Annotated in this window: 11 protein-coding genes; 5 read left to right on the top strand and 6 right to left on the bottom strand. The window is 69.6% G+C overall.

All coding sequences use genetic code 11. The annotated features are described in order from the left end of the window. Positions 1-28: 28 nt before the first annotated feature. Genes ACFTQE_RS00410 through ACFTQE_RS00395 form a run of 4 tightly spaced genes read right to left on the bottom strand, consistent with a single transcriptional unit; the run spans position 29 to position 4,407 of the window. Positions 29-1,321: a Gfo/Idh/MocA family protein gene (locus ACFTQE_RS00410; protein WP_376923205.1), complete on the bottom strand. Its 1,293-nt coding sequence runs from the start codon at positions 1,319-1,321 to the stop codon at positions 29-31. Beyond that, positions 1,318-2,136, bottom strand: a complete 819-nt coding sequence (locus ACFTQE_RS00405) for a carbohydrate ABC transporter permease (protein ID WP_376923204.1) — start codon at positions 2,134-2,136, stop codon at positions 1,318-1,320. Before ACFTQE_RS00405 ends, ACFTQE_RS00410 begins: the two co-directional genes overlap by 4 nt. Next, complete coding sequence (locus tag ACFTQE_RS00400) at positions 2,133-3,080, bottom strand: carbohydrate ABC transporter permease (protein ID WP_376923203.1); 948 nt, start codon at positions 3,078-3,080, stop codon at positions 2,133-2,135. The genes ACFTQE_RS00405 and ACFTQE_RS00400 overlap by 4 nt, the downstream gene beginning before the upstream one ends. Before the next feature lie 10 nt (positions 3,081-3,090). Further along, positions 3,091-4,407 (bottom strand): ABC transporter substrate-binding protein, encoded by a 1,317-nt coding sequence (locus ACFTQE_RS00395; protein WP_376923202.1) that lies wholly within the window; start codon positions 4,405-4,407, stop codon positions 3,091-3,093. Positions 4,408-4,592: 185 nt separating this feature from the next. On the opposite strand from ACFTQE_RS00395, the gene ACFTQE_RS00390 reads away from it, so the two are divergent. From ACFTQE_RS00390 to ACFTQE_RS00370, 5 genes are all read left to right on the top strand, one after another. Further along, positions 4,593-5,708, top strand: a complete 1,116-nt coding sequence (locus ACFTQE_RS00390; protein WP_376923201.1) for an ROK family protein — start codon at positions 4,593-4,595, stop codon at positions 5,706-5,708. 245 nt (positions 5,709-5,953) lie between these two features. After that, complete coding sequence (locus ACFTQE_RS00385; protein ID WP_376923200.1) at positions 5,954-7,147, top strand: ABC transporter substrate-binding protein; 1,194 nt, start codon at positions 5,954-5,956, stop codon at positions 7,145-7,147. Positions 7,148-7,157: 10 nt separating this feature from the next. Beyond that, complete coding sequence (locus ACFTQE_RS00380; protein WP_074259791.1) at positions 7,158-8,027, top strand: branched-chain amino acid ABC transporter permease; 870 nt, start codon at positions 7,158-7,160, stop codon at positions 8,025-8,027. Position 8,028: 1 nt separating this feature from the next. Beyond that, on the top strand, positions 8,029-10,011 hold the full coding sequence (locus ACFTQE_RS00375) for an ATP-binding cassette domain-containing protein (protein WP_376923199.1): 1,983 nt from the start codon (positions 8,029-8,031) through the stop codon (positions 10,009-10,011). After that, entirely contained in the window at positions 10,008-10,712 is a 705-nt protein-coding gene (locus ACFTQE_RS00370) for an ABC transporter ATP-binding protein (RefSeq protein WP_056011741.1), read from the top strand. Before ACFTQE_RS00375 ends, ACFTQE_RS00370 begins: the two co-directional genes overlap by 4 nt. A gap of 68 nt (positions 10,713-10,780) precedes the next feature. Here the strand turns inward: ACFTQE_RS00370 and ACFTQE_RS00365 are convergent, their stop codons facing one another. Together ACFTQE_RS00365 and ACFTQE_RS00360 are read right to left on the bottom strand one after the other, a co-directional pair. Next, entirely contained in the window at positions 10,781-11,389 is a 609-nt protein-coding gene (locus ACFTQE_RS00365) for an ankyrin repeat domain-containing protein (RefSeq protein ID WP_376923198.1), read from the bottom strand. Positions 11,390-11,520: 131 nt separating this feature from the next. Next, positions 11,521-12,531 carry an SMP-30/gluconolactonase/LRE family protein gene (locus ACFTQE_RS00360; RefSeq protein WP_376923197.1) on the bottom strand — a complete coding sequence of 337 codons (1,011 nt, stop codon included), beginning with the start codon at positions 12,529-12,531 and terminating at the stop codon, positions 11,521-11,523. Positions 12,532-12,610: the final 79 nt, after the last annotated feature.

Here is a 12,610-nt window from a genome sequence, read left to right as displayed (position 1 = left end):
GCGTGCGTCATCCGCACATGCCGAACGCTCACGGCACCGGGGCGACCGCCTCCTGCCAGACGACCGTCGACGACGAGGTTCGCGACTGCTCCGCGGCCCACACGATCCGGTGCGAGGCGAGACTCTCCTCGGGCCCCGAGAGCAGGGCGCTCTCGTCGCCGGTCCGCACTGCCGTGAGGAACGCCTCGACGAGTGCGTCGTCGGCGCCGCCATGGCCGTCGGCGGCACTGGCGTCGCCGACGGAATCGGACTCGATCTCGTACTTGCGATCCTCGACGAAGTCGTGGACTCGCAGGGTCCGACCGTCGCCCTCGATCGAGCCACGCGTACCGAAGATGCGCGTCTTCCTGAAGTCGAGCTCGGTGAACGCCGTCACGGTGAAGGAGGCCGTGATGCCGCCCTCGTACTCGAGGTTCACCACCTGGTGGTCGACGACATCGTTGCGGCCGTTGTAGACGCACTCGCCGTATGGCCCGTCTTCGAGGGCCTGCTCGATGCCGGCGGGAGAGACGTCGGTCGTGAGCACGGCGAGCGGCCAGCGCTCGTAGGTCTCGTCGCCGAGGAAGCCGCGGTAGATCCGGGTGGCCGCATAGGCGCAGGTCTGCTGCAACGGGCAGTCCAGGCAGCGATCCGCGGCGCCGACCGGCTTGTTCTCGGGGCGGAAGTGCAAGAGGTTGCCGAATGACGAGACCTTGCGGACCGGACGATCGATGACGTACGAGAGCCAGTCGATGTCGTGGCTCGACTTCGCCATCAGCATCGGGGCGGACGTGTCCTCCTTCGCCCAGTTGCCGCGAACGTAGGAGTGCGCGAAGTGCCACCAGCCGATCGGCTCGAGGTGCTCGACGGACGCGATCTCGCCGATCGCACCCGAGGCGAGGAGGCGCTTCAGCGCCTTCGTGTAGCCGCTGTACCGCATGACGTGACAGACCGCGAGCATGATGCCGGCCGATCGTGCGGCCGAGACGATCTGCTCCGTCTCGGCCTCGGTCGGCGCCATCGGCTTCTCGAGCAGGAGGTGGTACCCGGCTCGTGCGAGTCCGACGGCGGGCTCGACGTGGAATCGGTCGGGCGTCGACACCACGGCGGCGTCGGCGACCCGCGGCGTCTGCGCGGCGAGTTCCTCCCATGAGCCGAAGAACGAGATCTCCTGCCCGACCAGTTCGGCGACGATCGCCGCACGCCGCGACGCATCGGGCTCGACCACCGCGGTGATCGCGGCGCCCTGACTCGCAGCGCGCCTCGCGTACCCGGCGCCGCGCGAGCCCGCCCCGACGATCGCCAGCCGGATCGGACTGGTCGACGATGCATCCGTGTTCATTTCAGTGCCCCCTGGACGAGACCGGCGACGAACTTCCGCTGGAAGACGAAGTAGAGGATGACGATCGGCGCGATCACGATGATCGTGCCGGCGGCGAGCAGTGGGATGTTCTCCCCGTACTGCTGCACGAAGGTGCCGAGTCCCGACGGTGCGGTGCGCCGGCTCGGTTCCCGGATCAGGATGAGTGCGAGCAGGAACTGATTCCACGCCCACATGAAGGTGAGCAGCCCGTACGTCGTCAGCGCCGGCCGGGCTCCCGGCAGCAGGATCGTCACGAGGATGCGGAACCTGCCGGCGCCGTCGAGCTGCGCGGCCTCGATGATCTCCATCGGCACCGATTCGAAGTGGGCGCGCATCCAGAAGATGCCGAAGGGCATGAATGCGCCGATCAACGGAAGGATGACGGCCCAGTACGTGTCGATCAGGCCGACGTCGCGCATCGTGAAGTAGAGCGGGATGACGATCGCCTCGTAGGGAAGGGTGAGCCCGGCGATGAAGAACGCGAACAGGGCGGTCTTGCCGGGAAGCCGCATCGACCCCATCGCATAGCCGGCGAGCGTCGAGCAGACCACCGCGATCGGCACGACGACGACCGCGATGAACGCGCTCGACCCGATGAGCGAGCCGAAGCCGGCCATGCTCCACGCCGTGGCGAAGTTGTCCCACTGCGGATCCGTCGGCCATTCGAGGCGCGGCACGAGGGTATCGGTCGGCTGGAGTGCGGCCGAGATCAGTGCCAGGAAGGGCACGATGACGCTCACCGCCGCGATCACGAGGAATGCGAGCGAGAGCAGACGGGAGAGGCGCCCAGTCATGACTTCTCCGTTCCGAAGCGGCGGACGACCGCGACCAGGATGAGGATGATCGCGCTCAGCACCGTGGCGAGCGCGCACGCGACGCCGACCTCGTTCGAGGTGAAGACGAGCTGGTAGATGAGCACGCCGGGCACGATCGTCTGGTACCCGGGGCCGCCGCCGGTGGTGACGTAGACGATGTCGAAGCTGGCGAGGGCGGAGATCATCGTCACGGTGATCGCGACGAGGATCTCGGCGCGCAGGCCGGGCACGGTGACGTGCCAGAACTGACGGACCGGTCCGCAGCGGTCGAGGCGGGCCGCTTCGTACAGCGAGGGGTCGATCTTCTGGATGCCCGAGAGCAGGAGCAGCACGCAGAGGCCGGTCGTCACCCAGGTGCCGACGATGCCGACAGCGGGGTATGCCCAGACGAAGTCACCGAGCCACGCCCGCGCGACGTCGCCGAGCCCGACGGCTGAGAGCAACTGGTTGATCGGCCCGTCGGCGGCGTAGAGGTAGCGCCAGATCACACCGACGGCGACGAGCGGCAGGATCTGCGGAAGGAAGAGCACGGTGCGGACGATGCCCGAGCCGCGTCGTGGGCGAGCGGCGATGACGGCGGCGAGGATGACGCCGAGGATCACCGGGATCACCGTGTAGAAGACGATGAAGCCGAGTCCGTTGCGCAGCGCCAGGGTGAGCTGCTCGTCGGTGAACACCGCGACGTAGTTCTCGATTCCGGCCCAGGTCGCTGCGCCGATTCCGTCCCAGTTCCAGAACGAGATCCAGATGCTGTGCGCCCACGGGAAGACGGTGAACAGGGAGTAGACGGCGAACGCGGGAGCGACGTAGACGAGCGCCGACCACCCGCGACGGGGGCGGGCGCGGCGTTCGGCGCGTGGAGCTGCTGGGGCGGAGGAGCCGGCCGCGGCGGCCGACTCCTCCACTGGTGCGATGACGGTCATGGGTCGATGGCTACTGACCGTGCGTCTTGGCCCAGTCGCCCTGGACGGCTTCGAGGAAGCCCTCGACGGTCGACTGTCCGGCGATGAGCTGCTGCGTGCCCGCGGTCAGGGTGTCGTTCATGGTCGCTGTCGCGTTGTTGTTGAACGCGACGAGTCCGTCGGCTTCGGAGACCGCGGCCCACGCGGCGACGATGTCGCCCTGCAGGGTGCCGGGCTCTGCGACGGCGACCGTGGGGTCGTTCGGCATGAATCCCTGCGCGAACTGCTGCTCGCTCGCCTCGGGGGAACGCAGGAAATCGAGGAATGCCGCTGCCTCGTTGGGGTACTCGCTCTGTGCGGAGATCGCGTAGGCGACCGAGGTGCCGATGCCGGTGGTCGTCTCGTTCGGGTAGGCGATGAAGCCTGCGGCATCGCCGAGACCGTCGCCGATCTTGCCGGCATCCCAGATCCCGTCGACGAGGAACAGTCCCTCGCCTGCAATGAAGTTGTCGACGGCGCCCTGCAGGTTCGTTCCGTTCACCGTGGTGGCGTCGGAGGTGTAGCCCGCGGCCTGCCAGTCGACGAGCGTCTGAGCGGCAGTGGCGTTGCCCGCGGTGTCGAAGGTCTCACCCTCGTGTCCGAATGCCCATGCATTCGCGGCATCCGCGCCTTCGATGCCCTGGCCGATGAGCTGGACGATGAAGCTCGCATGGCCCTCGGCGTTTCCGAGCTGCACGGGAACGACGCCGGCGGCCTTCGCGACTTCGAGGGCGCTGGCCAGTTCGGCGGGAGACGACGGGGCGGCGATGCCCAGACGGTCGGCGATCTCCGTGTTGTAGTACAGGCCGACGAGGGAGAACCCGGCCGGCGCGGCGTACAGGGTTCCACCTTCGCCGAGAGTCGAGCCGTTGTCGGCCACGCGCCACTGGTTGAGCTGGTTGCTCGGGAAGAAGTCGTCCCATCCGTAGAGACCGGCATAGTCGTCGAGCGGGAGCACCAGGCCGTTCTTGACCGTGTTGCCGACCGAGTTCAGCAGCACGATGTCGGGCGACTGCTCGGAGGAGAGGTTGAGGTTGACGCTCTGGTTGTAGTCCTCGTAGTTGGTCTGCGAGTACTCGATCGAGATGTTCGGGTGCTCGGCTTCGAAGGCCGCGATGGTGGCCTCCGTCGCCGCACCGGACTCCGGCGTCGACATCAGTTCGAGCGTGATCTCCTGGTCGGTCAGGTCGAGGCTGGCCTCGACGGCCGTGCCGGATTCCGTGGCCGCGCCGCCGGGAGCGCACCCTGCGAGGAGTACGCCCACGGCGATGAAGCCGGTGGTGGAGAGGAGGAGAGTGCGTCGTTGCATGTGTGACTCTTTCTCGGGAGCAAGGAAGGATTGTGGATTACGCAGAACTCTTGCGTAATCGCCAATTATGGGAACCCGCCTCTGTCATGTCAAGTGCGAGCGGATCCCTTCCTTGCCAGAGGAATTGCGGTACCGTTCTTAGAGACGGCTATTTCGGAGGAGAATTGCGATTTGGAGAGACTGCGATGACCTCGCTCCGCGGAACCGATCTCGCGGCCATGCGGCGGCTGAACGGCAGGGCCGTGCTCACTGCCCTCTGGGAGACGGAGGACGCCCGGACCGTCAGCCAGCTCGCCCATGAGACCGACCTCTCTCGCCCGACCGTCGAAGCGGCGCTCGCCGATCTCGTGACCGCCGGACTCGTGCAGGTCGACTCGCCCCGCACGACCGGCGCGGGGCGCCCGGCCCGGGGCTACCGATTCGCCGCCGATCGCGGCGTGGTCGTCGGCCTCGACGTCGGCCCCCACGGGATCACGGGAATGGTCGGCGACCTGCGCGGCCGGGAACTGCATCGACAGCACCTCGACGATCTCGACCTGCAGGACGGCTCCGCGGCGCTCGCCGCAGTGACCTCGACCATCGACCATCTCCTCGCCTCGACGCCGCACACGCATGCCGACGTCGCCGCGATCACCGTCGCGGTGCCCGGCATCGTCGGCGTCGACGGCGAACTCGTGCTGACGACGGTCGTGCCCGACTGGCTCGAGTCCGGCCTGCCCGCCCGCGTCCGCGCCGCCTACCCGCAGGCCGCCGTGACCTTCGACAACGACACCAAGCTCGCCGCCCTCGCCGAGATCCGGCTCGGAACCGTCGGACCGGGCGAGACCGCCATCGTGCTGCAGGCCGGGTACCGAATCTCCGCGGCGACGATCGTCGAGGGCCGCGTCACGCGCGGAGCTCACGGCGCAGCAGGCGAGATCGGAGCACTCGAGCGACTCGGATGGAGCTCCGCCTACGAGCGACTCGAACACTCGTCGTCGCCCTACGGCTCCCCCAGGCAGTTGTTCACGGCCGCGAACACCGGCGACGCCGACGCGATCTCGATCGTGCAGTCGTTCACGACCGACATCTCCGACGGCCTCGGCGCACTCGTGCTCGCCGTCGACCCGCACGCGGTCGTCGTGGGCGGCGGCATCTCCGGCGTCGGCGAAGTGCTGGTCGCGTCACTGGCGGAGAACCTCGCCGCGCGCAGCCTCTTCCCACCCGAACTCCGCACCTCCCGACTCGGGGCCGCCGCCCCCTGCCACGGCGCACTCGTCCGCGCCGCCGACCACGTGCGAGCGCTCGAACTGTCAGCCTGACCCGAGCCGTCGGCAGACCCCGGGCCGATCGAACCGGCGGGCGAAATGCTCACCCCGTCTGGCACGAATGCGACCGGTCAGGTCGTTCTGCGCGCAACATCCATGTCTCCGATGCAGAACGCCGCCTTGCGGATGCAAGGTTACGCACCGTATCTTCGAGGGAGTTGAAATAGTGACCGAATGGTCGGTCATGAATCCCTACTCAATGACGAGAACCCGTGAGGGCTCAAAGGAGAGTTCACCCAATGCACCGTGCACAGCGCCGTCTGCTCCTCCCCGCCGCGGTCGCGGCATCCATCGCACTCGCCCTGACCGGGTGCGGCGCCTCGAACTTCGGCGGCGATTCCGGCGGTGACGCCGCCTCCGAAGACGGGCCCATCAAGATCGGCGCGGTGCTCGACATCACGGGCGTCGGCGCGAACCTCGGCGTTCCCGAGCAGAACACCCTCAACATGCTCGCCGAGCAGCTGAACGCCGACGGCGGCATCGACGGCCGCGAGGTCGAGCTGATCATCAAGGACAACCAGTCCACCGAGGATGGTGCGGCCAAGGCCACCACCCAGCTCATCGAGAACGACGACGTCGATCTCATCATCGGCTCCTCGCGCACCGGCCCCTCGCTCGCGATGCGCCCCCTCGTCGAGGCGGCCCAGGTGCCCACGATCTCGGTCGCCGCGAACGCCGCGATCGTCGACGGCTCCGAATGGGTCTTCAAGACCGCGCAGAACGACCTCGTCGTGCTCGAGCGCATCCTCGACGACGCCGAGTCGAAGGGCTACACGAAGGTCGCCCTCGTGCGCGACGCCACCGGCTTCGGCGAGGGCATCGCCGACATCATCACCGAGCTCGGCGAGGAGCGCGGCATCACCCTCACCGCGACCGAGGCCTTCGAGCCGAGCGCGACCGACTTCACCGCGCAGATGACGAACATCCGCGCCGCCGACGCCGACGCCGTCATCATCTGGGGCATCACCCCGTCGGCCGGCCTCGCCCAGGCCGCCTACGTGCAGCTCGGCGTGAACAAGCCGGTCTACCAGTCGCACGGTGTCGCCAACGACGCGTTCTTCGAGGCAGCCGGCCCCGCAGCCGACGGCGTCATCGCGCCGATGGGTCGCCTGCTGGTCGCCGACGAGCTCAGCGACGACGACCCCCAGAAGCCGGTCATCGACCAGTTCATCGCCGACTACACCGAGGCGTTCGGCAGCGCGCCGTCGAGCTTCGCGGGTCACGCCTACGACGCGTGGCTCGTCGGCACGAAGGCCCTCGAGGCCGCAGGCACCGAGCCGCAGGCGCTCCGCGACGCGATCGAGTCGACCACCGACCTCGTCGGCATCTCGGGCATCTTCACGATGACCCCCGAGAACCACTCGGGCCTCACCGCGGACGCACTCATCATGGCGCTCGCCGAGGGCGGCCGCTGGACCCTCTACGAAGAGTGAGCGGCATCCGTTGATCGACTTCCTCCAGCTGACGGTGGCAGGGCTCTCACAGGGGTCCGTGTACGCCCTGCTCGCCGTCGGCCTCATCGCCACCTACACCGTGCGCCACGTCGTGAACATCGCCCAGGGCGACTACGCGACGCTGGCCGGCCTCGGCAGCATCTCGCTCGTCACGGCCGGCCTGCCGCTGCCCGTCGCCATCCTCATCGCGCTCATCTCGGTGACGCTCGCCTCGGTGCTCATCGAGCGGCTCGTCATCGCGCGCGTGAAGAACCTCACGACGCTCGTCTCGATCATCCTGACCCTCGGCGTCTCGACGCTGCTGCAGGCGATCATGCTCCTCATCTGGGGTGCGGAGGCGAAGCGCCTGCCGGCCTTCCCCGGCAGCGACCTCACCCTCGGCGGTGTCAGCATCCGCTCGCAGGAGCTCTGGATGCTGGGCGCCCTCGTGGTCGTCGGCGGCGGCGTGCTGCTCTTCTACGAGAAGACCCGTTGGGGCAAGGCGCTGCGCGCGAGCGCCGAGCAGCCGGTCGCGGCCCGCATCGTCGGCATCTCGCCGGCCGTGGCCTCCGTCATCGCGTTCGCGATCGCCGGATTCGTGGGCGCGACGGCGGGCGTGGTCAGCTCGCCGATCTACCTCTCGATCTGGTCGGGCGGCCTGCTGCTCGGGCTCAAGGGCTTCGTGGCCGCGGTGCTCGGCGGGCTCGTCTCGTTCCGGGCCGCGATCGTGGGCGCGCTGCTGCTCGGCATCATCGAGTCGTACGTCGCCGGCTACGTGGCATCCGGTTGGAAGGATGCGGTCGCGTTCTTCATCCTCATCATCGTGCTGATCATCCGACCGGCCGGCCTCGTGCTGCGCCCGAACGCCGTGAGGGTCTGAGATGTCCTACCTGAACAAGGCCGCGATGCGGTCGAAGACCGGATTCTGGCCCAACAACCGCGGCACGATCCTCGGCGTCGCGGCGTTCGCGGTGGTCATCGCGATCATCCCGTTCACGGCGAGCTCGTCGATGATGAACATCGCCGTCTTCTCGATGATCTTCGCGCTGCCCGCGATCGGCCTGTCGCTGCTCATGGGCCTCGCCGGCCAGGTGAGCCTCGGCCAGGCGGCGTTCTTCGCGATCGGCGCGTACACCCACGCGATCCTGCTGCAGAAGTTCGAGATGCCCGGCCCCGTCGCCGCGGCCGGCGGGGTCGCAGCCGCCATGCTCGCCGCACTCCTCATCGGCCTGCCGATGCTGCGCCTGCGCGGTCACTACCTCGCGCTCGCGACGCTCGGGCTCGGCTTCATCGTCATGATCGCCGTGCGCGAGTGGGAGTTCACCGGACGCACGACCGGCATCTACGGCTACGGCAGGCCCGAGGTCTTCGGCGTGCCGATCGACAACAACGGACTGTTCTTCTGGTTCGTCGCCCCGTTCGTCCTCATCGGCCTCGTGCTCGCGCTGAACCTCACCCGCTCGCGGGCGGGCCGGGCGCTCTCGGCGGTCAACGACTCCGAGCTCGCCGCCGAGTCGCTCGGCGTGAACACCTACGCCCTGCGCGTGAAGGTCTTCACGCTCTCGGCGGGCTTCGCCGGCCTCGGCGGCGTCTTCTACGCCTACCAGGTGCAGATCGTCTCGCCGCAGGTCGCCGAGTTCCACGTCTCGGTCGAGCTGCTGCTGATGGTCGTCCTCGGCGGACTCGGGTCGGTCTGGGGCGCGGTCGCCGGCGCGTTCATCGTCGAACTCCTCTCCGAGGGCCTTCGCGACCTGATCCCCGCGATCATCCCGGGCGCCACGGGCGAGGTGCAGCTCATCGGCTACGGCCTCGTGCTGATCCTCGTGATCATCCTGCTGCCGGGCGGTCTCTACCAGGTGGTCAAGTCGGCATGGGCTGCGATCACGAGACGGCGGGCGGATGCCCCGGCGAAACCCTCCCCCTCTGCCGACAGCGGCTCGGGTGAGGTGCCCACGCGCGCCTTCGGCGGACTGCCCGGCGAGGCTCCGGCCGGTGCCGACGCAGTCGAGTCATCGGATGCCGCGGCATCCGATGCCCGGATCCCGACCGTCTCGACGCCGGTCGCGGCGGGCGAGCCGATCCTCGTGGTGTCGGGCCTCACGAAGCGCTACGGCGGCGTGGTCGCCGTCGACGACGTGACGCTCACGGTGCCCGCAGGGCAGATCATGGGCCTCATCGGCCCGAACGGCGCGGGCAAGACGACGTGCTTCAACATGATCACGGGCGCGATCGCGCCGACCTCGGGCACGGTGCGCTTCCTCGGCGAGGAGATCCAGGGCCGCAAGCCGCACGTCGGCGCGGAAGCCGGGCTCACCCGCACGTTCCAGAACCTGCAGGTGTTCTCGTCGACCGATGTCGTCGGCAACGTGTACATGGGTCGGTACCGCAAGGGCCGGGCCGGCATCCTCCGCGGAATGTTCGGGCTGCAGGGTCGCGAGCAGTACGCCCATGAGGAGATCGCCCGCGACATCCTCGACTCGATGCGCCTCGGCGACGTCGCGGGCCTCGCCGCCGGCGACCTGCCGTTCGGCCGTCAGCGCATGATGGAGGTGTGCCGGGCGCTCGCCGCCGAGCCCGCGCTGCTGCTGCTCGACGAGCCCATGGCGGGGCTCTCGGGCAGCGAGCGCGAGCTGCTCGCGCAGCTGCTGCGGGCGCTGCGCGACGCCGGGCTCACGATCGTGCTCGTCGAGCACGACGTCGCCCAGGTGATGGCGCTCGCCGACTCGGTCGCGGTGCTCGACGACGGCGTGCTCATCGCGCACGGCGACCCCGAGTCCGTGCGCAACGATCCGGCGGTCATCGTGGCCTACCTCGGCACCGATGCCGAAGAGGCCGAGGCCGAGCTGAAGGAGCTGGAGTCATGACCCTCGCAGTCGACCGCCTCGATGCGGGCTACGGCAAGCTCGCGATCCTCCATGAGGTGAGCCTCTCGGTGGCGCCGGGCGAGATCGTGACCGTCGTCGGGTCCAACGGCGCCGGCAAGACGACGCTGTTGCGTGCGCTCAACGGCCTCATCCGCCCGACCGCGGGCACCGTCACGATCGACGGCGTCGACATCACCGGCAAGCCGACCGAGAAGATGGCGTCGCTCGGGCTCACCCACGTGCCCGAGAACCGCCTGTGCTTCCCGACGCTCTCGGTGCGCGACAACCTCATGCTCGGCGCATGGAGCCGCGGCGGCAAGGGCGACCTCGCCGCCGTGCTCGAGCTGTTCCCGCGCCTGCAGCCGAGGCTCGGGCAAGCGGCGGGCACGCTCTCGGGCGGCGAGCAGCAGATGGTCGCGATCGGCCGGGGCCTCATGGCCTCGCCGAAGGCGATCATGCTCGACGAGCCGTCGATCGGGCTCGCGCCGAAGGTCGTGGCCGAGATCATGAAGGTGCTCACCGAACTGCGCGGTCGCGGCATGGCGGTGCTGCTCGTCGAGCAGAACGTGCGCGCCTCGTTCGGCATCGCCGATCGCGCGGTCGTCATGCAGCGCGGCCGGGTCGTGCTCGAGGGCACGCCGGCCGAGCTCGTCGAGCTGCCCGAGGTGCGCAACGCCTACCTGGGCGGAGCTGCGGCCTGACGGGCTTCGAACCGGTTCGCTGAACGGCGGATGCCTCGCGCTCGCGGGGCATCCGCCGTTCCGCGTTCTCAGTCGAGCAGGGCGACGATCTCGTCGTAGCCCTTCGCGCGGGCGTGACCGAGCGGGGCGACGCCGTCGCGGTCGGCGATCGAGCGGTCCGCCCCGCCCTCGAGCAGCACCCGCACGGTCTCCTGATGGCGCGGGCCGCCGTCGCCGAGGATGACGGCCTCGAGGAGCGAGGTCCAGCCGAGGTCGTTCACGTGGTTCACGTCGATGTCGGTCTGCAGCACGCGCTGCAGGTACTCGACGTGGGCGCGCTCGCCCGCGGGGATGACCGAGATGCCGCCGTAGCGGTTGACGATCGTGAAGTCGGGGTTCGCGGGCAGCAGCACCTCGGTCATCGCAATGCTTCCCGTGACGCCCGTGACGAGCCACGGGGTGTCGTGCCGATCGTCGAGGGCGTCGGGGTCGGCACCGGCCGCGACGAGCAGCTTCGCGGCCTCGACGTGATCGCCGGTGACGGCGAGCAGCAGCGCCGTGCGCTGCCGATCGTCGCGCGCCTCGAGATCGGCGCCGGCGCGGATGGCCCGGTCGACGGTGGCGGCGTCGCCCGCGGCGGCCGCGGTGAGCAGGGTTCCGTCGGGATCGGGCAGCTGGGGTGCAGGGGTCTCGGTCATCTGGACATCCTCTCGTGACGGTGCGGATGCGGGCGGGGGCGTCGTGCCGGCGCGGTCGTCGGGCTGCGCGGCGCACCCCGCGAACAGCAGCGCCGTCGCGACCGCGACGGCGCCCGCGCGTCGACGACGGGTCAGCCCCACGGCGACCCGACGACGTCGTACGGGCCGGAGGGCGCCGGCTGCTCGTCGAACTTGCTGTCGACCGCGAGCAGGCGGCCGTTCAGGATCTTGGCCGTCGTGTACACGCGCTCGGGGTCGCTCGCCCGCTGCGTGATCCGGCGCACGCTGTCGCCATCGGCCGAGACCCGCATGGTCGCCACCGCCTTCGAGAAGTTGCGGATCACGGTGAGTTCGTTGCCCTGTCGCACGAGGCCGTCGGCGTTCACGAGATCGGCGCCCTGCGTGTCGATCGCGGAGACCGAACCGTCGGCCGTGGCGAAGCGCCACAGCGCTCCCGTGTTGCCCTGCGCGACGATGAACGCGCTGCGGTCGGCCGAGAGCACGATGCCGCCGAGGTTGAAGCCCGCGACGCGATCGATCGTGCCCGAGGCATCCGCCCACAGCTCGGCCGACCAGACGTCGCCCGCCGCGGCGACGCGGAAGATCTGCGGGGCGTTCGAATTCGTGAAGTAGGCGGCGCCGTCGGCTCCGATCGCGACGTCGTTGAGGAACGCGTCCGGGGTGCCGGGGACGCGCAACGCTGCGAGGAGCTCGCCGTCGTGCGAGTACACCCACAGGTCGGGGCGATCGGGGTTGCCGATGCCGTTCGGGCCGCCGGCGATGTAGACGTTGCCGGCCCGGTCGACGGTGACGCCGCGGGCGGTGTACCTGCCGTCGGTGCCGTCGCCGGCGAGCCACTCCTCCGCCTGCGCGTCGCGGGAGCTGCCGCGGTGGATCTCTCCGCCGGTGACCTCGCTCACGTAGAACAGGCTCCGGCGCTCGTCGACGCCGATGCCCTCGAAGCGCGAGCCCGCCGCGTCTCCCGGGAGGACGTACCGGTCGGGGCGGCCCTGGCTCTGGCCGTGACCGTGGCCGCCGCGTTCGGCGGCGGACGCCTCGCCGGCTCCCGTGGTGACGGTCGCGGTCGCGATTCCGGCGGCGAGGCTCGCCGCGGCGAGCGCGGTTGCGATGATGCGCTTCATGGATCTCCCCATCTCTGGTGCGCCGTGTCTCGGCGTGCCCCTTCAGCCTCCGACGCCGCGATGGGGCCCGGCGTCGGGA

This window comes from Agromyces sp. NPDC056965, from assembly GCF_042673425.1.
In the GTDB taxonomy this organism is placed as follows: Bacteria; Actinomycetota; Actinomycetes; order Actinomycetales; family Microbacteriaceae; genus Agromyces.
Note: the sequence above shows the minus strand (reverse complement) of the source record. Positions and strands in the feature narration are given on the sequence as shown.